Genomic DNA, 22,328 nt, shown 5'->3' on the forward strand with positions numbered 1-22,328 from the left:
GGGTTACTTCACGTCGACCATGACGGTGGGGGCGATGCGCAGCAGGCTGATGCTGGCCGAGCGGCCCATGAAGCCGCGCGCCTCCTCGATGGCCTCGGTGAGGGTGTCGGTACGGTCCCAGCCGAGCAGCTCCGGGACGTGGTTGTTCTCCCCGCCAGCGACGATGACCTTGCCCGCGTGCTGGCGGCCGTTCTCGCCCCAGTACCACATGTAGAGCGGGTGCACGCCGTGGTAGGCGTTGCCCTTGCGGTACAGGTGCACGTAGCTGGGGTTCTCCGCGAACTCGCGCTCGTACTTCTGCTCGATCTGCACGGCGTCGCGCGTCTCGGGCAGCACGCGGTTGAAGAACTCGATGTAGCTGGGGTGCTGGACCGGATCGAACTCGTCGAAGGCCGGGTGGGTGAGGATGATCACTCCGCCCTTCTTCACCAGCGGCACGCCGCGGTTGAGGTTGAAGAAGTAGCCCAGCCCCATCACCTGCACCAGCAGCGGGTTGAGGATGGAGTTGACGCTGTAGGGCGAGATGAACGGGATGGGGAAGATGACGATGTCGCTCTGCCCCTGCACCGGCACCACGTACTGCTGCCAGCTCTTCTCCAACGTCTTGGCGTGGGTGGGCTCGGTGGCTCCGGCGAACACGCCCGTCACGTCATAGGGCGCGGGGATGGAGTTGAGCACCGTGCGCGCCGCCGCGCGCGGCAGCTTGGAGAGCGCGTAGCGCATGGCCTGGAACTTCAGCCGGTCTCCCTCGGTGTAGTCCTCCTCCCTCTTGTGGAGGAAGTCCACGCCGGGGCCGAACATGCGGTTGTTCAGCGCCGTCTCGATGTGGAACACCTTGAGGTGCTTGTCGATGGCCCGGCCAATCCGCTCGTTGCGCCGGTACAGCTCGCTGTGCCCCGGCTCCATGTAGCTCTTGGACTCGCGGATCGTCTTCGGGTTGTGGTGCGCCCGGAGGCTGGCGTAGTTGGCCACGCCGGTGCCCATGGACTTGTGGCCGCCATTCATCGGCACGAAGTTCACGTTCACGTAGACGATGAGGTCGCTCTCGGCCACGCGCCGGTTGACGGCCACCACGTGCGAGCCGCACGGCGTGCGCTCCAGCTCCACGATGCCGTCCGGATCCTCGGCGTCATGGTTGTAGTACCGGTCCGGGTAGAAGGCGTCGTAGATCTTCTGACCCACCATGCGCCGCATCTCGCCCTCCGTCATGCGGCGGTGCAGGGCGTTGGCGATGATGAGGTGGACGTCATCCACGCCCGAGTCGGCGCACAGCTCCAGCACCACCTCGAGGATGGTCTGGCGCACGTCCGGCGTCGCCATGGGCGGCAGCGGGACGGAGATGTCGTCGATGACGCAGGTGAGCTTCATCCCCGGGCGCAGCAGGGCGTGCAGCGGCTCCATGCCCTCGGGGTGGTTGATGGCCCAGCGGATGGCGGCCTTCACGTTGGGCACACCGGCCAGGGGCGGCCGGGGGAAGATGACCCGGGTGCCCACGGGCAGATCCTCGAGGAGGAAGTTCTCTCCGTAGAAGAGCGCCCGCGGGGGGCTGCCCTTCTCGGTGATGACCACCTGGCTTTCCTCGTCGTAGAGCTTCTGGAGCGTCTTGAGCGGGCGCATGTCGAGCGGAACTTTCGGTTACTTGAGGTCGAGGATGGGCCAGTTGTAGGCCCGGGCGATGGAACGCAGGCGCATGTCCGGATTGACGGCGTTGGGGCGGCCCACCACGGACAACATGGCGTAATCGGAGGCGCTGTCGGAGTAGCCGTGGCATTGGTCGAGCGCCAGGCCCTCGCGGACACAGTAGGCGCGGATGGCGTTGGCCTTGTTGGCGCCCTCGATGATGGGGGGAATGACCTTGCCGGTGGCCTTGCCGCCCACGAACTGCATCTTGTTGGCGATCATGTCGTCGGCGCCCAGGTAGCGGGCCAGCGGGCGCATGCTGAAGTCCAGCGCTCCGGTGACGAGCACGATGCGGCAACCGACGCGGCGCGCCTGGTCGATGAGGTCGCGCGTCTGCTCGTAGATGGCCGGCTTGAGGACGTCCTCGAACATGTCCTCGGCCACGGAGATGAGGCGGTCCTCGGACAGGCCGGCGTAGTAGCGGTAGAAGAACTCGTTGAAGGTCTTCCGGTCCAACGCATCCATGGCCGCGAAGAGGGGCACGCTGGCGGCGGTGGCCAGGGTCCTCCCAGCGATGCCCAGGAGGGAGCCCCGGTTCATGGCGTAATAGGCGTAGACGTGGACGACGTTGGTTTTAATCAGCGTCCCGTCGACATCGTAGAAGGCAGCTTTCGCGGGCATGGGCAGGCGGGCTTCCTGACACCTGAGTCAGGCGTGTGTCAACCGCGCGATAGGGCCCCGAATTCGCTGAAAGAGCGAGGGGTTGGTGCGAAGGCCGCTACGCGGTGCGGGCGAGCAACCTGGCAGTCATGCGGGCTTCTGAGATGGATGAGCCCGGCGAGTTGACTGCGCAGACGAGGGGCAAGCGGGCGCGTGTGGGAACGAGGAGCCCGTGCGTGCAGCGGAGGGGCCGTGACCGCCCATGGCATCTGTCATCAGGACAGTTGCTCGCGCGGTGGAGGCCCGTGCTTCAAACCTGCTGGCGCGGGTCATTCGTAGTCGACCACGAGTGTAGAATGTCTGATGTGTAGGATATTTGATGCTTCAGTCGTGGTCGACGACGAGTGAGCGGTGGGCAGGCGTCTCTCACCGCTGGTCATCCATTCTCGAACCACTCTCATCGCCGAGCCCATGGCCAGCGATTCGAGGAGCTCTTCACCAGCAGCATCTTCTGGAGGCTCTCCCCCCGACCTGAGCCCTGGGTCGCGGCGAACTCGCCGGTGAGGTGACCGATGAGCGCGGGAAGGTCGGCTGCCGCGGCCTCGACCTGCCCTGGCTCCCGGGAGGCGAGCGCCGCCATGGCGGGTCCGATCATCGTTCGTAGGTGGCTCAGCTGCAGGAACACCCGCTCCACGCTGTAGGACGGGCTCTGCGTGAGCACGACGTCGGCGAGGTGGAGAAAGTCGAGCCAGGCGGCGAGCAGCATGGAGCCCATCATGGCGGCCTGCAGCCGGGGACCCCCCAGGCGCACGAGAGCCAGTTGCATGTCCGGGTCCTCCATCTCCGAAGCCAAGGTGGATAGCCGGGTGGCGGCGGCGAGCTCGGCGTCAATCCATCGCAGTTGCTGGATGCCGTATTCCACGAAGGGAACGAACAGCTCGGGGAACCGGCCGGCAATGCCCTGCTTGCTGGTCCCAAGTCTGGACAGCTCACCGGAGATGCGGCGGGTGGAGGTGGACACGTCGCCCAAGGCACGGACGAACGCCAGGTGGGTCGCCAGTGCGCCCTGCCGCGCGGGCTCCACGGCGTCCCCCCGGCCAGGGCCCACCTCCTCATGTACTCCCTGGCGGTGGTGCGGCCATTGCGGCATCTCGGGCTTCGGCACCAGGGATGAGGGAGAGGCCATGCAATGTGGAGTCTCTGCCTCGCGAGGCGAGTAGCGCAGGCGCGTCCCCTGGCCAGGAGGTGGCGTCATGGACGCGCAGCCGGTGGACAGCAGGGCCATGGCGAGCAGAAGGACTGCCCACCGGGGACGTGGCGGCAGCATCGGTGACATCAGCGCCTCCGAGAGAGGGCTGCCACTCTAGCGAGTGCTCCTGACAAGCCCCGAAACCCTGGACAGCACGGTGTCGGTGCTCCCTACCGGGCACCAGCCACCGTGGCTCCGCGTCACGAGGTCACCTGCTCAGCCGGGAGGTGGCTGCTCCAGGCGCTCGAAGAGGGCGCGGGCCCGCGCGATTCCCTGCTCGGGGTTGAGCGCGAGGTACCAGTAGCGCTCCAGCTCGATGGCGCCCCGGCGCAACTGCATCACGCCCTGTGTCTTGTGCTCGGCGATGGCTCAGTCGACCACGATGTTGTAGTCGAGCCGGTCGTGGAACCCGAACCTGCGCGTGCGGTCGAACTCGAACACGGTACCCGGGTGGACGTCCGCGAGCGGATGGCTCGGCACTCCGGTGTACGTGAAGCCCTCGGCCTCCGGGATGGGGAACCCCTGGCGGTTCTGCGCGGCCACCTCGGCGCGGCGGGTATGGCCGGTGGCGCCGAGGACCAGTGGCCGCTCGTGCGGCGGCAGGCCGGCCACCACCTCCAGCGCGAGCAGGGCCGCGTCGCGATGGTGTGCGTACGTCTGGGGTTGCCCCCGTCACGGCCTATAGGCTCGCGAACTCGCCACTTGTCATCATGATAAGCGAAGATAAATGAATATGTAGGATGATTTGTTCTTCACTTGTCATAATGACAAGTGAGCGGCGCGTGCGGTCGGGGACGTCTCGTCGCTGGATGCATCGTTTCCGTCCTCCCGCGAAGAGACCGGGTCGGTGTTCCTCTCCATGGGGGAGGTTCAGACTTCCTCGTCGGGCAGGAGCGTGCGCAGCAGCTCGTCGTCGGGACCGAGCGGGCGCCAGCCGGGTGGCGGCGGTGTCGCGAGGAGCGCCGCCATGATCTGCCTGGCGCGATCCTGATGGGCTTCTGGGGTGTAGCCAATCCAGCGGGCTAGTGCCTTGGCAACCTTGAAACGATTGGCGTCGTCCATCACGGCCGGCCAACCCTCGGGGAGACTCTGGGACAACTGCCGCACGAGCACATCGCGTTCGAAGCGTGTGACCCGATGGCTCCGCTCCGCCTCGGCGAGCAACCCGCTCAACACCTGCACTCCGGCGACGTCATCCTTGCCAAGCTCCTCGGCCAGCAAGTACAGCGGGATGGCAGGGCGTGCCTCGGCGAATGCGGTGAGCGAAGTGAAACCGCGTTCACGGACCCGTTCATATAGCCGGACCTTCCAGTGGCCCTGCCAGGCATGTCCGTCGCTCATCGCCCTCTCCAGCGTATGAAGTTCATCGGAATGCCGTAGTCCTTCATGAACTCCGCGACGATGTTCAGGATCTCGTTCCGCGTCAACATCCGGCCAGCAGCCATCTCGGCGTCCCGCAACTCGCTCATGATCAACCGATTCCATTCGCCCGCCCAAGTGCGACCCAGGCGCCAGTCGCCACCACCATGGATCGCCTCGTGGCGTGCCTGTTCCATTCTGACGCAGAACTGGTCGATGCTCATCTCGCCAGTGAAGCCGCGCTTCTCAAACCACTCGCGGAACTCTTGCGGTAGCACGTGGTGCTCCGGGGGCTCGGCCATGCCGGCTCCTGCTCTGCCCGTCACCCGCATGGCCCGCACCTCGGGTCCATCGCCCAGCGCCTCGCGCACGCCCTTGGGCAGGTCGCCGTACGCCTCGGCCATCATCACATGGCCGGAGTGAATCCGCACCGCAGCGCTGACGGCCGGAAGCGAGATGACGCCCGCCCGCACCAGCTGGCGCATCATCTCCACCCACTCGGCGGAGACGACTATTCGCGTGCCCATCATCACGCCGTTGGAGCCCATCACGAGCCCCACGCTCAGCGTGGCGGAGGTGGCTGGCCCCAACAGCCGGGGCAGGGCCATCTTCATCGCCGAGCCCAGGGCCAGCGATTCGAGGAGCTCCTTCACCAGCAGCATCTTCTGGAGGTTCTCCCCCGACCTGAGCACGCGCTCCCGGGTCGCGGCGAACTCGCCGGTGAGGTGGCCGATGAGCGCGGGAAGGTCGGCTGCCGCGGCCTCGGCCTGCCCCGGCTCCCGGGAGGCGAGCGCCGTCATGGTGGGGCCGAGCACCGTCCGCCAGCCATTCATCTGTTGGAACAGCCGCTCCACGCTGTAGGACGGGTGCTGCGCGAGCAGCACGTCGGAGAGGTGGAGGAAGTCGAGCCAGACGGCGAGCAGCATGGAGCCCATCATGGCGGCCTGCAGCCGGGGACCCCCCAGGCGCAAGAGGGCCAGTTGCATGTCCGGGTCTTCCATCTCCGAGGCCATGGTGGACAGCTGGGTGGCGGCGGCGAGCTCGGCGTCAATCCACCGCAGTTGTTGGAGGCCGTACTCCACGAAGGGAACGAACAGCTCGGGGTAGGGGCCGGCGATGCCGCGCTTGCTGGCCTCGAGTCTGGAGAGCTCGACGGAGATTCGGCGGGTGGAGCTGGACACGTCGCCCAAGGCACGGGTGAACGCCAGGTGGGCCGCCAGGGCACCCCGCCGCGCGGGCTCCACGGCGTCGCGGGGGCGTGCCCCATCCGTTCCCGCCCCCCGGCCGGGTCCCAGCACCAGGGATGGAGTCTCCGCCTCGCGAGGCGAGTAACGCAGGCTCGTTCTCTGGCCAGGGGGTGGTGTCCAGGACGCGCAGCCGGTGGACAGCAGGAGCAGGGCGAGCAGAGGTAACGCCCACCGGGGACGTGGCAACAGCATCGGTGTCATCATCGTCTCGGGGAAAGGGCTTCCACTCTAGCGGGCGCTCCCGACGAGCCCCGGCGGCCTGGACAGCACGGAGCCGGTGCTCCCTGCCGGGCACTCGCCACCGTGGCCCCATATCGCGCGAGCACCTGCTCAGCCGGGAGGTGGCTGCTCCAGGCGCTCGAAGAGGGCGCGGGCCCGCGCGATTCCCTGCTCGGGGTTGAGCGCGAGGTACCAGTAGCGCTCCAGCTCGATGGCGCCCCGGCGCAACTGCATCACGCCCTGCGTCTTGTGCTCGGCGATGGCCCAGTCGACCACGATGTTGTAGTCGAGCCGGTCGCGGAACCCGAACTTGCGCGTGCGGTCGAACTCGAACACCACTCCCGGGCGCACGTCCGCGAGCGGATGGCCCGGCACACCGCTGTACGCGAAGCCCTCGGCCTCTGGGATGGGGAACCCCTGGCGATTCTGCTCGGCAACCTCGGCGCGGCGAGTATGCCCGGTGGCGCCAAGGACCAGTGGTCGCTCGTGCGGTGACAGGCCGGCCACCACCTCCAACGCAAGCAGGGCCGCGTCGCGGTGGTGCGCGTGCGTCTGGGGCAGGGGCAGCATCACGAAGACGAAGTCGTACCGGCCCTGGAGCAACACCTCGCGTAGCCGGCGCCGGATGTGCTCAGTGTCCCAGCCCTCACCGGGCGCGGCGTCCGCGGCCAGGGTGTAGCCAGGGTCTGGCTGGTCCAGGAAGACGCACTCGCGCAGCCCGAGGAGGCGAGCCGCGGCCCGAAGCTCCTGCTCGCGGATGCGTGGGAGGTGGACGCGCGCTACCTCCGGGTCCGTGAGCTTCAGCCCATACAGGGGCTCGGCCAGGGTAGCGGTCCGGTAGCCCCCCTCGCCTCGGGTGAACACCACCAGGTCCACCTGCGCTCCGAGCGAGCGGGAGAGCTTGTACACGGTGCCGCCGAAGAGCGTCTCGTCGTCCGGGTGGGCCGTCACCAGCAGCAGCCGCGGAGGGGGAGGGGAGTGCACCGCGCGAGCAGACAGGAGCCGCTGTGCTCGGTCAAGCCACGCGCGCTCCCCATCTCCTCACAACCACCCGCGCTCTTTGTACCAATGGGCGCTGCGGCGGAGAGAGTCGGCCACGTCCCGCGTGGCGCGGAAGCCCAGCACCCGCTCGGCCTTGGCGCTCGAGCATGTCCAGGCCGGTGCGAGGAGCTGTCGCGCGAACTTCCGGTTGAGGGGCAGGCGCCGGCCCGTCACCTGCGACACCCCATCCGCCACGGTGGCCAGCGCCGTCAGCACGGCCGGGGACACCCGGACTGTTCGCGGTTGGACGCTCAGCGCCTCGGCCACGAGTCCCTGCAATTCTTCCAGGGTGAGGGGCTGGGGGTGACCTACGAAGAAGGCTTGGCCGAGGGCCTCGTCCCGCTCCGCCAGAAGCAGGAGCAGGTCCACCACATCCTCCACGTCCACCAGCGTCAGCGGCCGAGGACCCCCGCCCAGCTCCAGCCGCAGGCCCCGGGATACCAGCTTGAAGAGGGTGAGGTTCTCCTGGTCCCCCGGCCCCACGATGCGGGGCGGGCGCACCACCGTCACCGGCAGTCGGTCCGCATACGAGAAGGCGATGCGCTCGGCCTCGGCCTTGCTCTCCCCGTACCACTCGGCAGGTTGGAGCGGGTCCTCCTCTACCTTGGGCCTGCCGGGCGTAGAGGGCCCCGAGGCGCCCAGGGAGCTGGCCAGCACCAGCCGGGGCCGGGCTCCGGTGGCCACCATCGCCTCGCATATTCGCCGCGTTCCCTCGGCGTTTATGCGCATGAAGTCCTCCCGGGTGGCGGCGCGGCGCAGGCCCGCCAGGTGGAAGACCACGTCCCGTCCCTGGACTGCCCGGGCGAGGCTGGAGGCGTCCATCACATCTCCCTCCAACCTCTCGTACTCCAACCCGACCAGACCTGAGACGTCGCTTCCGGGACGCACGAGACAGGCTGCTACATGTCCCCGCGCGAGCAGTGCGCGCACCAGCCAGGAGCCCAGGAAACCGTTCGCGCCAGTGACGAGTGTGTTCAACATGGTGTGCTTTCCCCGAGAAAACACTCTTCCTTTCCGAGGGAGAAACACTATTTTCATCTCGGCCCTCAGAGGGAAAAATGCAGCGGAGGGCTGATTTTCGGCCTCGGGCGTGTTACGACGCGCTCGACGGCTCAGGGTGTGAACCAGCCGTGCAAAGCCCCCGGACACTCGAACAGGGGGAGGAGATCCGAACGAAATGGCCGCCAAGAAGACCACCGCCGCGAAGAAGGCTCCTGCCGCGAAGAAGGCTCCCGCCGCCAAGAAGACCGCTGCCGCGGGTGCCAAGCGCAAGCCCAACGCGGCGTTCATGAAGGAGATGACGCCGTCCGCCGCTCTCGCGGAGATCGTCGGCAACAAGCCGATTCCCCGCACCCAGGTCGTCAGCAAGATCTGGGACTACATCAAGAAGAACAACCTCCAGGACGCGAAGAACAAGCGGCAGATCAACGCCGACGACAAGCTCAAGCCCATCTTCGGTGGCAAGAAGTCCGTCACCATGTTTGAGATGACGGCGCTGGTGAACAAGAACCTGACCTGAGCCGCCTGACCGGCAGTCGCTGTCTCCCCGGAGGGCTCGCCACCATGTGGCGGGCCCTCTGCACTTTCAGGAGAACAACCTCCGAGGGAGCAAGCGGCTGGAGAGCGTTGGATAGCGTGCGGAAGAGCGTCTCCGTGGTGGTCAGATGAGCCCGGCAGTCCTACGACTGGGACATATGCGACTCGAGGGGACGGCTGTGTCGGGTGGAGACGTGGGGCAGGCGAGCGTCGAGGCCCTGGCGGGAACGCTGTACGGGCGCGTGCGCGAGGAGCTGCTGTCACGGACCACGCCGCTGTCCACCTACCGGCTGCAGCTTCACAAGGGCTTTCCCTTCACCGCGGCGCGCGAGGTGGTGCCCTACCTGGCCCGGCTGGGGGTGACGGACGTGTATTGCTCGCCCTACCTCAAGGCGAGCCCAGGCAGCACCCACGGCTATGACTGCGTGGACCACAAACAGCTCAACTCCGAGGTGGGCTCGCCTGAGGCGCACGCGGCCTTCTGCTCCATGGTGCGCGAGCACGGGCTTGGCCAGGTGCTGGACGTGGTGCCCAACCACATGGGCATCGACTCCTTCAACCCGCTCTGGTTCGACGTGCTGGAGAACGGCCCTTCGTCCCTGTACGCGCGCTTCTTCGACATCGACTGGAGCCCGGTGAAGGACGAGCTGGAGGCCAAGGTCCTCCTGCCGGTGCTGGGGGACCAGTACGGCATGGTGCTGGAGCGCGGCGAGCTGAAGCTGGGCTTCCGGGAGGGGGCCTTCTTCATCCACTACTACGACCGCCTGCTTCCGTTGGCTCCTCGACAGTACGGGAAGGTGCTGCGGCACGGCTTGGAGGAGCTTGAGGGCCGGCTGCAGGCCGAGAACCCGCACCTCATCGAGCTGCACTCCATCCTCACCGCCATTGGTCACCTGCCTCCGCGCACGGAGACCGAGCGTGCCCGGGTCATCGAGCGCAACCGGGAGAAGGAGGTCGTCAAGCGCCGGTTGGCGGCACTCGCCAGCTCCAGCCCCGAGGTGGCCCGCCACATCGAGGCCAACGTGGAGTCCTTCAATGGCACCCCGGGCAACACGCGCTCCTTTGATGCGCTGGACGACCTGCTGGCGGGTTGCAGCTACCGGCTGGCTCACTGGCGCGTGGCGGGGGAGGAGATCAACTACCGCCGCTTCTTCGACATCAACGGGTTGGCGGCCATCCGGGTGGAGGATCCAGACGTCTTCACCGAGGCCCACCAGCGCATCTTCGACTGGCTGCGTCAGGGCTGCATCACCGGGCTGCGCATCGACCACCCGGATGGGCTCTACGATCCCACGGCCTACTTCCTCAACCTGCAGGAGCAGTACTTCGTGGAGCGGGCGCGGGCCCTCTTCGATGCTGAGCACGCCCACCGAGCGGAGCACTGGCCGGAGGTGGAGCAGCGGCTGCGCGAGCGCTGGCAGGGAGAGGCGGGGGCCCACTCGGACTCGCCGCTGCGCAAGGCGCTCTACGTGGTGGTGGAGAAGATTCAAGGAGGCCGCGAGCGCATTCCCGAGGACTGGGCCGTGCACGGCACCACCGGCTACCGCTTCGCCAACGCGGTGGGGGGCGTCTTCGTGCGGCCGGACGCCGAGGTGCCGCTGACGGAGGCCTACCACCACTTCATCGGCGAGGCGCCCCACTTCGAGGAGCTGGTCTACGAGAAGAAGCGCCTCATCCTGCGCGACTTCATGTCGAGCGAGCTGAACATGCTCGCCCACCGGCTCAACCGCATCTCGGAGATGAACCGGCGCACGCGGGACTTCACCCTCAACAGTCTGCGGCGAGCGCTGTCGGAGTTCATCGCGCTCTTCCCCGTCTACCGCACCTACGTGGACGACTGGCGGCCGGAGCTGGACGAGCGCGACGTGCGCTACATCCGGGACACGCTGCGTCATGCCAAGGCGCGCAACGCCACCGTCAACGCCACCATCTTCGACTTCCTGGGGGACGTGCTGCTGCGGCGCTACCCGGAGCACCTGGGGCCGCACGAGCGGGCGGAGATGCTGGCCTTCGCCATGAAGGTGCAGCAGGTGACGGGCCCGGTGATGGCCAAGGGGCTGGAGGACACCGTCTTCTACGTCTACCACCGGCTCGGCTCGTTGAATGAGGTGGGCGGGGAGCCGGAGCATTTCGGCACCAGTACCGACGTCTTCCATGCCCGTAACCAGGAGCGCGCGGTCCACTGGCCGGCGAGCATGCTCACCACCAGCACGCACGACACCAAGCGCAGCGAGGACGTGCGTGCGCGCATCAACGTCCTCTCCGAGCTGCCCGACGAGTGGCGCGCTCGGGTGGAGCACTGGTCTCGTCTCACGCGAGCCCACCGGACGGAGCTGCCCGGTGGCCCCGCTCCGTCCCTCAACGACGAATACCTCTTCTACCAGACGGTGGTGGGAGCCTGGCCCATGGGCCCGTCCCTCTCCTCCGAGGGGCTCATGGAACTCCGCGGCCGCATCCGCGACTACCTGCTCAAGGCCATCAAGGAGGCCAAGGTCCGCACCTCGTGGACCAACCCGGACTCGGCCTACGAGGAGGGGGTGTCGCGCTTCGTGGAGGCCTGTCTGGACGAGGGCCGTAGCCGTCCCTTCCTCGAGGAGCTCCAGGCCTTCAAGCGCCGCATCGAGCGGGCCGGCCAGCACAACGCGCTCGGGCAGCTGCTGCTGAAGCTGGGCTCTCCCGGGGTGGTGGACACCTACCAGGGCTGCGAGCTGTGGGACCTGTCCCTGGTGGACCCTGACAACCGCCGGCCCGTGGACTATGGCCTGCGCACCCGGCTGCTGGAGGCCCTGGACCGAGAAGCGGAAGCGGATCGCCTCGGGCTGTGCTCCCGGCTGGTGAGGGACATGGACGATGGCCGCATCAAGCTCTTCGTGCTGGCCGAGGCTCTGCGCCTGCGCCGGCGCCAGACGGCCCTCTTCCGCCATGGGGGGTACCGGACGTTGAACCTGGTGGGCCCTCGCGCCGATGCGGTCGTGGCCTTCGCCCGTGAGCACGGCCTCTCCTCGGTCCTCTGCGCCGCACCGCGCTACACCCTCTCCGCCCTGGAGTCCCCTGGAGGCCTTGTAGGGGCCTATGAAGAAACGTCCCTGGCATTGCCCGAGTCCTATGCGAGCATGACGTTCCGGGACGTTTTCACCGGCCAGGAGGTGCGGCCGGGGCGTCACGCGGGCAGCGCGGTGCTGCCCCTGGCGCCGCTACTGGCGGGCTTCCCGCTGGTGCTGCTGGAGAGGAGCGATGGATGAATCGGGCCGAGGTGCTTCCGGGCAAGCCGTATCCCCTGGGCGCCACGTACCTTGGTAACGGAGTCAACTTCGCCGTCTTCAGCGAGCATGCGCGGAAGGTGGAGGTGTGTGTCTTCGATCCGGACAACCCCGCGCGCGAGGTGCGCCGCTACGTGCTGCCCGAGCAGACACAGCACGTGTGGCACGGCTTCATCCCGGGGCTGCAGACGGGCACCCTCTATGGTTTCCGTGCCCACGGTGCCTACGAGCCCCGGCGTGGCCTGCGCTTCAATCCGCATAAGCTGCTGGTAGACCCGTACGCTCGTGCCCTGCACGGGCAGGTGGACTTCTCCGCTCCCGTCTACGCCTACGAGCCTGGTGAGGAGGATCAGGATCTCGCCTTCGACATCCGCGACAGCGCTGCCGGTGTCCCGAAGGCGGTGGTGCTCACCGATGACTTCGACTGGGAGGGGGACAACTCTCCCGCGGTGCCGCTGCACCGCTCGCTCATCTACGAGGCCCACGTGAAGGGCCTCACGAAGCTCCACCCCAACATCCCCGAGCACCTGCGCGGCACCTACGCGGCCCTGGGCCACCCGGCCCTCATCGAGCACCTGTGCAAGCTGGGTGTCACCGCGCTGGAGCTGCTCCCCATCCACACCCACGTGGACGAGCCCTTCCTCGTCGACAAGGGCTTCACCAACTACTGGGGCTACAGCACCCTGGGCTACTTCTCCCCGGACGCGCGCTTCAGCTCCTCCGGCTCGCGCGGCGGCCAGGTCGCTGAGTTCAAGGCCATGGTGAAGGCGCTCCACCGCGCCGGCATCGAGGTCATCCTCGACGTCGTCTACAACCACACCAGCGAGGGCAATCACCTCGGGCCCACCCTGTCCTTCAAGGGCCTGGACAACACCGCCTACTACCGGCTGATGGAGAAGGACCCGCGCTACTTCCAGGACTTCACCGGCACCGGGAACTCGTGGAACGCCACCCACCCGTACGCGCTCAAGCTCGTCATGGACTCGCTGCGCTACTGGGTGGAGGTGATGCACGTGGATGGTTTCCGCTTCGACCTGGCCACCACCCTGGGCCGCGACCGGCACGGCTACGACACCCGAGCCGCCTTCTTCCAGATGGTGCACCAGGATCCCGTGCTCAGCCGCGTGAAGCTCATCGCCGAGCCCTGGGACGTGGGCGACTTCGGCTACCAGGTGGGCAACTTCCCCGTCCTCTGGAGCGAGTGGAACGGTAAGTACCGCGACACCATCCGCCGCTACTGGAAGGGCGACGACCGGCAGGCGGCGGAGATCGGCTACCGCATCACCGGCTCGTCGGACCTGTACGCGCTGAGCGGCCGCAAGCCCACCGCGAGCGTCAACTTCATCACCGCGCACGACGGCTTCACCCTGCACGACCTCGTCACCTACAGCCAGAAGCACAACGAGGCCAACCTGGAGGAGAACCGGGACGGGGCCAACGACAACCACTCGTGGAACTGCGGCGTGGAGGGCGAGACGAAGGACCCGGAGATCAACGCCCTGCGCGAGCAGCAGAAGCGCAACTTCCTGGCCACGCTCTTCCTGTCCCAGGGCGTGCCCATGCTGCTGGCCGGCGACGAGCTGGGCCGCACCCAGCGCGGCAACAACAACGCCTATTGCCAGGACAACGAGCTGTCCTGGGTGGACTGGAACCTCACCGAGCCCCAGCGCAAGCTGCTGGACTTCACCATCCAGCTCAGCCAGCTGCGCCGCGAACAGCCGGTGCTCACCAAGCGCAAGTTCTTCCGCGGCTCGCGCCTGTGGGACAGCGAGCTCAAGGACCTGGCCTGGTTCCGCCCGGATGGGCAGGAGATGAAGAAGGAGGACTGGGAGAAGCCCTATGTGCGCTCCATCTCCTTCCTGCTGGGCGGCGATGCCATCGTCACCCCGGACGACGAGGGCAACCGCATCGTCGGGGACACACTGCTGGTGCTGATGAATGCGCACCACGAGCCCATCACCTTCCATCTCCCGGCCATCGAGTGGGGCGCGGACTGGGAGGAGGTCGTGGACACCGGCGAGTCCCGCGTGACGCTGCACACCCATACCCCGGCGGGCGGCTCGGTGATGGTGGCCGGCCGGGCCCTGGTGGTGCTGCGCCGCCCGGCTACGGACGAGGCCCCCCGGCGGGAGTAGGAGACCGTAGGACCTTCAAGGTAGTCGACGGCGGGCCTCCTACCCCGTTATACGGGGGCCCGTGAACACTCAAAGCGCGCTCTGGATCGGCTTCAACCTCTTCGTCATCGCCATGCTGGCGCTCGACCTGGGGGTCTTCCACCGCAAGCAGCACGCGGTGTCGCCGAAGGAGGCCGGTGCCTGGACGGGCGTGTGGATCACCATCAGCCTGCTCTTCTGCGGCGGCCTGTTCTACTTCGGCTACTGGAACCGCGAGCAGGCGCTGCAGTGGGTGACGGCCTACGTTGTCGAGTACTCGCTCTCCGTCGACAACCTCTTCGTCTTCCTGATGGTGTTCTCCTACTTCCGGGTGGTGCCCGAGGTTCAGCACCGGGTGCTCTTCTGGGGCATCGTCGGCGCCTTCATCATGCGCGCGGTGCTCATCATCACCGGCACCGCGCTCGTCCAGCGCTTCCACTGGCTGCTCTACATCTTCGGCGCCTTCCTCGTCTTCACCGCCCTGAAGATGGCCTTCTCCAAGGACGACGCCGCCGCCGACCCCGAGCAGACGCTGATCGTCCGGATTGCCCGGCGCATGCTGCCAGTGGCCCGCCAGGGGGAGGGCAGCAACTTCTTCACCATCGAGGACGGCCGGCGCAAGGTGACGCCGCTCTTCCTGGTGCTGCTGGTGGTGGAGGCCACGGACCTGCTCTTCGCCCTGGACTCCATCCCCGCCGTGCTGGGCATCAGCCAGGATCCCTTCATCGTCTACACGTCCAACGTGTGCGCCATCCTCGGCCTGCGCTCGCTCTTCTTCGTGGTGTCGAGCCTGATGGACAAGTTCCACCTGCTCAAGGTGGGCCTGGCCGTCATCCTCGGCTTCGTGGGCACGAAGATGCTCATCACCTACTTCGACATCCACGTCTCCATCGGCCTGTCGCTGGGCGTCATTGGCGGGGTGCTGCTGGCCTCCATCGTGGCCTCGCTCATCTGGCCCAAGGCGGCCGAGGAGCCTGGTGTCCCGACGGACGTGACGCAGCCCGGGAGGGATCGCGAAGAGGCCGGGCGCTAAGCCCCGGACTGGCTGGTTTGTTTGGCTTGCGTCCGGGCGGCGGGCCAGCCAATTGTGTCGCATGTCCTCCGTCACTACCGAAGGCATCCGCGTCACCGTGAAGCCCACGTTCTGGCCGGAGCGCAGCGCCCCCGAGTCCCACCAGTACGCCTTCATGTACACGGTGGAGATCGTCAACGTGGGCAGTGAGCCCGCTCAGCTGCGCAGCCGCCATTGGATCATCACCGACGCCTCGGGAAAGGTGGAGGAGGTGAGGGGCGATGGCGTGGTGGGCAAGCAGCCGCGGTTGGCCCCCGGGGAGCGCTTCGAGTACACGAGCTGGGCCCAGCTCCGCACCCCGTTCGGCTCCATGAGGGGCTCCTATACGATGGAGCGCCCGGACGGTCGCCAGTTCGAGGCTCGGATAGGCGAGTTCGCCCTCACACAACCGCATTCCCTGCACTGACCAGACATGGCACGCAAGGGACTCCTCCTGGTCAACCTGGGCACTCCAGATGCCCCCGAAACCGGCCCCGTCCGCCGCTACCTGCGCGAGTTCCTCAGTGATCCGCGGGTGCTGGACATCAACCCCGTGGGCCGCTGGTTTCTGCTCAACTTCGCCATCCTGCCGTTCCGCTCGCCCAAGAGCGCGCATGCCTACCGCACCATCTGGATGGAGCAGGGCTCGCCGCTGATGGTGCACTCCACGGCCCTGACGGCCGCGGTGGCTGGGCGGCTCGCCGGCGACTACGAGGTGGAGCTGGCCATGCGCTACGGCAACCCGTCCCTGCCGGACGCGGTGGCGCGGCTGAGGGCCAAGGGAGTCTCTGACTTCACCGTGCTGCCCCTCTATCCCCAGGAGGCCGCGTCCTCCTCGGCCTCGTCCCTGGCGCGCACCTACGAGGTGCTGTCCGAGCCCTGGGACGTGCCCAACGTGCGCGCGGTGCCAGCCTTCCACTCGCACCCGGCCTTCCTGGACGCCTTCACCGAGGTGGCCCGCCCCGTCATCTCCGAGGCACGGGCGGAGCACGTCCTCTTCAGCTTCCACGGGGTGCCCGAGCGCCACATCCGCAAGAGCGACCCCTCGGGGCGGCACTGCCTGGACTCGAAGGGGTGCTGTGACGTGCTCACCGAGGCCAACCGCCACTGCTACCGGGCCCAGTGCTTCGCCACGGCGCGGGGGCTGGCCAGCAAGTTGGGGCTGGGCCCCGAGGGCTGGAGCGTGTCCTTCCAGTCCCGCCTGGGGCGCACGCCGTGGGTGAAGCCGTACACGGACGTGGTGCTTCCGGAGCTGGCCGCGCGCGGGGTGAAGCGCCTGGCGGTGATGTGCCCGGCCTTCGTCGCCGACTGCCTGGAGACGGTGGAGGAGGTGGCCATCCGCGGGCGCGATCAGTTCCTCGCGAGCGGGGGCGAGTCCCTCACCCTCGTCCCCTCGCTCAACTCGCACCCCGCCTGGGTGGACGCCGTGGTCCGGCTGGTGCGCGAGTCGGAAGCGCCGGCTACGGCTTCGCCTGTGCCTGCGGCAGCAGCTCCGGAGGCACCGAGTCGAGCGGGGTGAGGCGCAGCGTACGCTCGCCATCCGCCAGGCCGGGCACGGTGGTGCCCTCGATGTTCGTGGTGAACGTGGCCTCCCAGGAGCGCCAGCGGCCCGCCTTCACGAGGAACTCGCCCCGGCCCTTCACCCGAATCTCGGCGGTGGCGGACTTCCCGTCCGCCGGGCTCGAGGCTTCCTCCTCCTCGCCGTGGTCGTGCCCGTCATCGTGCGAGTGCCCGTTCTTCTTCGCGGCGAGCTTTGCCATCGCCGCCTTGCTCAGGGTTCGGGTGGCGCGCAGCTCTCCGGAGAGGCTCTCGGACAGGTCGTACTCGAGCGTCGCCACCTGCTCCCCATTCTCGGCGGGGGTGAGCGCGGTGAGCTTCACCTGGTTGCGCCGCTCGGCCTTCTTCTCGACGAAGCCCTGCACGGAGCTCAAGTCCACCAGGTCCGTGCCCAGGCGCCAGGTGGTGTCCGGGCCCACGGGATCTCTCGGCAGCTCCAGCACCAGCACGGCCGTGTTGCGCAGCGGCCCAGCCAGCCCGTCCATCACGAAGCCGCGCTCGCTCATGGTGCCCTGGTCCGCCTCCCCGCCCTTGCCCTCGGGGACGATGCGGAAGGCGTAGTCGCCCGACTCGGTCTTCTGCAGCACGAAGATGGCGGTCACCTCACCCGTGCTGGCCTTGGGCTCGGACTCCGCGTCCTTCTTGCCCTTCTTGCCCTTGGCGGCCGGGGCCGGCGCGGACTCGGAGGCGGTGGTGGTGAGGCGGAAGGCGGTGGGGGCGTCGAGCTTCCAGCGCAGCACCACCTTGGAGGGGTCCGGTGGCGGCTCGGGGGCGGGGGCGGGGGCCGGCTTGGGTGCCTCGGCCTTCTTCGCCGTGTCGGCGGGCATGTCCGCCGGACGGGGGATGGGGGTCATCGCGCCGACGGGCTCCTCCGTACAGGCGGAGGTCAGGCTGAGGGCGGCGAGCAGGCCGAGGATGCGCCGGTTCAAGAAATAGCTCCTGGTCATCAGTGTCCAGGAGTCTACGGCAGAGTGGCGGAGGGTTGAAGCGAGGGAATGGGGCGGAGGGGGGCTCGGCCCCGGGGGGCATGCCTGCCTGGCCGCGGGGAGGTCGGGAGAAGTAGTGTCGGTGGGGGAGACTTCTGGAGTCTGGCGTGCTACGTGGTGGCGCCATGCCTTCTCGGAACGATCCGTGCCCTTGCGGCAGTGGTCAGAAGTTCAAGCGGTGCTGCGTGAGTGGCTATCGGCGCGTTGGCTGGGACAGCTACGTTCCTCTGCGCCGGGGGCGGCCTACCGGGGTGGACGAGGTCACCGCCGAGGCCGCGGTCCTGGCCGAGGAGCTGCTGACGTCTCCCAACCGCATCCAGCAGGCCACCGAGGGGATGGCCCTGCTGCGGGACATGTTCGTGGAGGGCGGGCCGCTGGCGTCGCTGCGCTGGTCCTGGGATGAGTTCGTTCCCGTCGTCGAGCGGCACATCTACCGGGTGACGGCGGAGGTGAAGGACATGGACGAGCGGAGGGCCCGGCTGTTCGACCGTTGCGCTCCGGAACTGCTCAACCCCGAGCGCGTGGAGCGCTTCGCGCAGGAGTTCCGCCGGGCGCTGATGGCGCCGGAGCGGACGCCGGAGGAGCGGCGCGCGCTGGCCATGGCGGTCCTGGCGATGCGGGGTGCTCCCCGCCATCCGCTGTACACGTCCAGGCGGCTGGGGATGGTGTTGTGGCTGATGATGGAGCAGGTCTCGGAGTGGGTGGAGCGCCGCTGCCGTATGCAGGCTGCAGTGGAGTGGGCCCTGGGTGTGGAACCTGGCAGGGCGCGAGGGCAGGGGATGAGCGCGCGGGCCATGCAGCGCGCCATGGAGGAACCCGAGGAGATGACGGCGGCGATGAAGGCCGCCGCGGATGCGGACCCGGAGTTGGTGGAGCTGCTGGAGAAGTACGAGAAGGCGCTCCTGCTCTCCATCATCGAGGGCCGGACGCCCGAGGTGCTGTACGGCGAGGAGTGGCTGTGGCTGACGGTGGTGTTGCGCGAGCCCCTGCGGATAGAGCCCGAGGAAGCGGAGCTCGTGGATGTCGCGGCCCTGCTGGCGAAGCTCGACGAGGAGGTGAAGCAGGCCATCCTGACGAGGGTGGAAGCAGCCAGCCGTGACCGCTCGTCACTCCCGGAGGCGCAGCATTGGTTCGAGTGGGCGTACAAGACCCTCCAGATTCGCCCGCTGGCCTTCTTCGCGATGTTCGCGAAGGCGTGCGAAGCACAGTTGCTCGAGCGTTTCGAGGGGGAGGCCGAGCTGGTGCACGAGCTGCAACGGCGTGAGCGGTGGAGTGCGGAGGACCTGGAGCCCTACCGGCTGAAGCTGGCGGCACGCGATGCGCATGGGGCCGAGCAGCGCGTGCGGCGGCTCCAGGCCGTGCTGCGCGGAGAGGGGCCTTCGCGTGGCACCCTCTTCAGAGGGTGTTGAACTGGGGCAGCCAGGCGTCGTCTACACAGCACCGTCAGTGAATCCGATGATGCGCAACGGTCGGCCTCTTGGTGGGCGGGGTGCCCAGCATGCCGATGACGACCGTGGGCCTTGTCCGTTGCTAATGACGCCCCAACTCCCTGTCCCAGGCGTACAACTGCCCGTTCACCGCGTATTTGTCGGCGCTGGAAATATCCTCGAAGTCCTTCGGGGGAAGCGCGCGGAGGCGCTCGCGCAGGAAGTCCGGGGCGCTGAGCACCTCGCGGTGTTTGAGATCGGTGTTCGCCTCCACTACGACAGGCATCACCCGGAGCACGGCCTCCTCGCAATCCTCTCGGGTCGCGCGAGCCATGCGCTCCACCGTCAGGGCCAGGTGCTCGCGGACCGAGGCAGGGCCTCCGGGACACCAGGCCTCCAGGGTCTTGCGGTAGATATCGTCCATGAGCTCTTCCAGCGTGTACTTCTTCCCGGGCCAGAACGCGTAGCGAGGGCCCTGGAGCACGTCCCAGAAGCGAAGCACCGAGGCGAGCCGGTTCGCCACGCGCTCCGCGCTCCACGGAGGGTACGGAGACACGGCTTGGTAGAGGACGCCCCACGGGGTGCCCAGGCAGAAGGACTCGAAGGACTCCCTCATGCGTTGACGCTCCTCCTTCGGGACGCCTTCATTCAAGTCCATGAAGACCTCGCCGAACAGGTGCACCCACCAGCGTGTGCGGCCCAAGTTGAATTCGGCCCCCGAGTGCACCACCAGCACCTCGCCCGGCGCCACCTGGCGCATCTGCCGGGGCTGGGGAAAGGCACCGGTCTCGAGGTACTCCCGGGCCCACCAGCGGCCCTCGGCTCTCGCCTTGCGGAGGATGGCGGCGGTGGTGCCGTAGAGCCACGCTGGAAACTCAAGCACTGGGGAGTGTTCCGTGGTCATGGCTTTTCGCCCTACCACAGCGGTCAGACACTCCTCAAGCGCCAGGCACTTCGCTCGCTCCGAGGGCGGCAGACGCCTCCCGCCCGCTCAGCGGCAGTCCACAGGCAGGTAGACCTGGCCCTGGAAGCCCTTGGGCCGTTCGCCCCCTTCATAGGCGCCCCGGATCGCCTGCTCGGCCAACTCACCGCGCTGCTCTATCTCTTCCCTGGGCAACTCCTCTTCCTTCTGGGCCGCCCGCTCCTTCCAGGAGGCATGGGGCTTCTTGCGCCGGTAGCTCCAGCGGTACAGCGTCACTCCGGGCTCTGGTGTGCGCCAGGACAACTGCCAGAGTGCGCCCCCGTTCTCGAATTCGAGGAAGAGCGACCCCTCGAAGCCGGTGCCTCCCGCCAGCTTCTTGTCAGGCTCGACAGCCTTATTCAGGGCCGCCAGGTAGCGCCCCGCCTGTTCTCTCCCTTCCATGCGCCCCTCTTCATTGTCCGGCTTGACCTCGAAGAGCACGAGGGCGTCAGTATCGGTGATGTCCGGGCGCAAGAGCCTCACGAGCGATGAAAGACGCTCGGGGTCCCCCAACTTCCCCTCCTCCACAATTTTGGAGAGGCTGATGGTGTTGAGGAAGACGCGGTTGGAGGAGCGCTGCACGCGGTACTCCATGCCAATGACCTCATGTGCGACCTTGCCAAGAAAAGCGCCCCAGGGCTCCTTGGAGTCCGGGTTACGGCCGGGGAGCTTGGAGGAGGGCGGCTCCGCCTGGGCTCCGAGGGCTGCCACGAGAACCAGGAGAAAACCCGCCAGCTCCAAGGTGCTCCTCGTCCTGGTTCCACTGCTCTTCATGTCCAACATGCTCCTCCCCGATCTCATCCCAGTGGATGATACGGGGAGCGGGTGCAGGCATCGGCCAAGGAAAGCGGCATCGATATCGCGGTGGTGAAGCATTGGGACGAGGCCAAGGGATTCGTTGTGAAACCCAAGCACTGGCGCGGGGAGCGAACTTTCGGCTGGCTCCGTCAGCTCGCCTGACCGCTCCTGTTCACTACCCTCTCAGGATGTGAGTCTCGGACGGCCTGCCGCCGGGAGCAGGACACGCGCGGGCCGGCGATTCTCTTCGGCCCCATCTCAGGGGAACGTCACTTCGCTCACGGTGAGGGAGTGCGCGCCGCCCGGCCCGCTCAGCTCGAGGATGAAGGTGCCCTGGGTCTGTTCCACCGTGGCCTCTGCCTCCACCGCGAGCCGCCTCTGTGCTCCCGGAGCGATGGTCTCGGGCTGCCACACCCGCCCCACCCGCAGCCGTACGCCTTCCTTGCTCACGAGTTCCGCTCCCTCCGCCGTCCAGGGCAGGGGGCCCGTGTTCTCCACCAGCAACTCCACCGCGACATGGCCCTGCCGCACGGCGCGGTAGCTCCAGGCCTTCAGCACCTTGAGCGTCTCGCCGGGACGTTGGGTGATGGTGGTGAGGCGCAGCACCGCGATGCCGTCGCCCTCACCCACCAGCCCGGCGTCGAACAGGTCCGTGAGTCCCGCGGGGCGCGCCTCCTCCGGGCGGCTGCGTTCCTGCTCCAGCTCGGCCTCGCACCGCTCGGCCCGCTCGCGCTGCTGCCGGGACTCCTGACAGTGGGACTCGCAAGAGCGGGTTTCGCGGTACACCCGCACGAGGTGCTCGGCCCGGGTGGAGTGCTCCACCAGCAGAAAGGTGACGCTCGCGGGCACCTGCCCATCGGCGAAGCGCACCGTCACTGTGAGCGGCTTGTCCCCTGGCAGCGTGCCCGAGGGCAGCAGCATCACCATGCCCAGCTTTCCGTTCACCGCCACGTCCACCCACTGCTCGCCCTCCACCGTCACCCCGCCGGGTTGCAGCGGCGCGTTGAACAGCAGGTTGGTGGGCTGGCCGGGACTGATGCGCACCGGGTGCTGCTCCCGCGCGTTCTCCGCGGTGAGCTCCAGGTGGCGCACGCCCGGCGTGTCCCACTCCTTGGAGAGGGGCAGCGCCGGGGCGGACGTGGCCGTGAGGAGCGCGAGCAGCAGGGGGCGGCGAGCAAGCGGGGACATCGGTGGGGCGACCTCC

The 22,328-nt window shown here is 67.8% G+C and carries 20 protein-coding genes; 7 read left to right on the forward strand and 13 right to left on the reverse strand.

Features of this window, described 5'->3' with window-relative positions; genetic code table 11:
* Positions 1 to 3 precede the first annotated feature (3 nt).
* The 9 genes from larAH to OV287_RS13070 form a co-directional block, all read right to left on the reverse strand.
* Complete coding sequence (larAH, locus tag OV287_RS13030; RefSeq protein ID WP_267534341.1) at positions 4 to 1,617, reverse strand: NPN-dependent hydroxyacid isomerase, LarAH14/15/16 family; 1,614 nt, start codon at positions 1,615 to 1,617, stop codon at positions 4 to 6.
* Positions 1,618 to 1,635: 18 nt separating this feature from the next.
* Positions 1,636 to 2,301 carry an HAD family hydrolase gene (locus tag OV287_RS13035; RefSeq protein ID WP_267534342.1) on the reverse strand — a complete coding sequence of 222 codons (666 nt, stop codon included), beginning with the start codon at positions 2,299 to 2,301 and terminating at the stop codon, positions 1,636 to 1,638.
* A 436-nt stretch (positions 2,302 to 2,737) separates the two neighbouring features.
* Complete coding sequence (locus tag OV287_RS13040) at positions 2,738 to 3,616, reverse strand: hypothetical protein (protein WP_267534343.1); 879 nt, start codon at positions 3,614 to 3,616, stop codon at positions 2,738 to 2,740.
* A gap of 129 nt (positions 3,617 to 3,745) precedes the next feature.
* Positions 3,746 to 3,871 (reverse strand): hypothetical protein, encoded by a 126-nt coding sequence (locus OV287_RS13045; RefSeq protein WP_267534344.1) that lies wholly within the window; start codon positions 3,869 to 3,871, stop codon positions 3,746 to 3,748.
* A gap of 27 nt (positions 3,872 to 3,898) precedes the next feature.
* Positions 3,899 to 4,141 (reverse strand): hypothetical protein, encoded by a 243-nt coding sequence (locus OV287_RS13050; RefSeq protein WP_267534345.1) that lies wholly within the window; start codon positions 4,139 to 4,141, stop codon positions 3,899 to 3,901.
* A 258-nt stretch (positions 4,142 to 4,399) separates the two neighbouring features.
* Positions 4,400 to 4,870: an NUDIX hydrolase gene (locus tag OV287_RS13055; protein WP_267534346.1), complete on the reverse strand. Its 471-nt coding sequence runs from the start codon at positions 4,868 to 4,870 to the stop codon at positions 4,400 to 4,402.
* Positions 4,867 to 6,327: a DUF2380 domain-containing protein gene (locus OV287_RS13060; protein ID WP_267534347.1), complete on the reverse strand. Its 1,461-nt coding sequence runs from the start codon at positions 6,325 to 6,327 to the stop codon at positions 4,867 to 4,869. The genes OV287_RS13055 and OV287_RS13060 overlap by 4 nt, the downstream gene beginning before the upstream one ends.
* Positions 6,328 to 6,465: 138 nt before the next feature.
* The gene (locus OV287_RS13065) at positions 6,466 to 7,338 is read right to left on the reverse strand and encodes a PIG-L family deacetylase (protein WP_267534348.1); all 873 of its coding nucleotides are present in this window, start codon (positions 7,336 to 7,338) and stop codon (positions 6,466 to 6,468) included.
* Positions 7,339 to 7,395: 57 nt separating this feature from the next.
* The gene (locus OV287_RS13070; RefSeq protein ID WP_267542339.1) at positions 7,396 to 8,373 is read right to left on the reverse strand and encodes an NAD-dependent epimerase/dehydratase family protein; all 978 of its coding nucleotides are present in this window, start codon (positions 8,371 to 8,373) and stop codon (positions 7,396 to 7,398) included.
* 199 nt (positions 8,374 to 8,572) lie between these two features.
* On the opposite strand from OV287_RS13070, the gene OV287_RS13075 reads away from it, so the two are divergent.
* From OV287_RS13075 to hemH, 6 genes are all read left to right on the forward strand, one after another.
* Positions 8,573 to 8,914 carry an SWIB/MDM2 domain-containing protein gene (locus tag OV287_RS13075; protein WP_267534349.1) on the forward strand — a complete coding sequence of 114 codons (342 nt, stop codon included), beginning with the start codon at positions 8,573 to 8,575 and terminating at the stop codon, positions 8,912 to 8,914.
* Positions 8,915 to 9,089: 175 nt separating this feature from the next.
* A complete protein-coding gene (treY, locus tag OV287_RS13080; RefSeq protein WP_267542340.1) occupies positions 9,090 to 12,173 on the forward strand; it encodes a malto-oligosyltrehalose synthase in 3,084 nt (1,027 codons plus the stop codon).
* On the forward strand, positions 12,170 to 14,326 hold the full coding sequence (gene glgX, locus OV287_RS13085) for a glycogen debranching protein GlgX (RefSeq protein ID WP_267534350.1): 2,157 nt from the start codon (positions 12,170 to 12,172) through the stop codon (positions 14,324 to 14,326). The genes treY and glgX overlap by 4 nt, the downstream gene beginning before the upstream one ends.
* Before the next feature lie 61 nt (positions 14,327 to 14,387).
* On the forward strand, positions 14,388 to 15,377 hold the full coding sequence (locus tag OV287_RS13090; protein ID WP_267534351.1) for a TerC family protein: 990 nt from the start codon (positions 14,388 to 14,390) through the stop codon (positions 15,375 to 15,377).
* 61 nt (positions 15,378 to 15,438) lie between these two features.
* A complete protein-coding gene (gene apaG / locus OV287_RS13095; protein WP_267534352.1) occupies positions 15,439 to 15,822 on the forward strand; it encodes a Co2+/Mg2+ efflux facilitator ApaG/CorD in 384 nt (127 codons plus the stop codon).
* Between the two features lie 6 nt (positions 15,823 to 15,828).
* Positions 15,829 to 16,914 (forward strand): ferrochelatase, encoded by a 1,086-nt coding sequence (gene hemH / locus OV287_RS13100; RefSeq protein ID WP_267534353.1) that lies wholly within the window; start codon positions 15,829 to 15,831, stop codon positions 16,912 to 16,914.
* Here hemH and OV287_RS13105 read toward each other — a convergent pair.
* Positions 16,856 to 17,881: a hypothetical protein gene (locus OV287_RS13105; protein WP_267534354.1), complete on the reverse strand. Its 1,026-nt coding sequence runs from the start codon at positions 17,879 to 17,881 to the stop codon at positions 16,856 to 16,858. The genes hemH and OV287_RS13105 overlap by 59 nt on opposite strands.
* Before the next feature lie 182 nt (positions 17,882 to 18,063).
* On the opposite strand from OV287_RS13105, the gene OV287_RS13110 reads away from it, so the two are divergent.
* Complete coding sequence (locus OV287_RS13110; RefSeq protein WP_267534355.1) at positions 18,064 to 19,347, forward strand: SEC-C domain-containing protein; 1,284 nt, start codon at positions 18,064 to 18,066, stop codon at positions 19,345 to 19,347.
* Between the two features lie 121 nt (positions 19,348 to 19,468).
* Here the strand turns inward: OV287_RS13110 and OV287_RS13115 are convergent, their stop codons facing one another.
* From OV287_RS13115 to OV287_RS13125, 3 genes are all read right to left on the reverse strand, one after another.
* The gene (locus OV287_RS13115; RefSeq protein WP_267534356.1) at positions 19,469 to 20,269 is read right to left on the reverse strand and encodes a hypothetical protein; all 801 of its coding nucleotides are present in this window, start codon (positions 20,267 to 20,269) and stop codon (positions 19,469 to 19,471) included.
* A gap of 87 nt (positions 20,270 to 20,356) precedes the next feature.
* A complete protein-coding gene (locus OV287_RS13120; RefSeq protein ID WP_267534357.1) occupies positions 20,357 to 21,100 on the reverse strand; it encodes a hypothetical protein in 744 nt (247 codons plus the stop codon).
* Between the two features lie 282 nt (positions 21,101 to 21,382).
* Positions 21,383 to 22,312, reverse strand: a complete 930-nt coding sequence (locus OV287_RS13125; protein ID WP_267534358.1) for a DUF2381 family protein — start codon at positions 22,310 to 22,312, stop codon at positions 21,383 to 21,385.
* Positions 22,313 to 22,328 lie beyond the last annotated feature (16 nt).

Origin of the sequence: Archangium lansingense, from assembly GCF_026626635.1 — a bacterium.
In the GTDB taxonomy this organism is placed as follows: Bacteria; Myxococcota; Myxococcia; order Myxococcales; family Myxococcaceae; genus Archangium; species Archangium lansingense.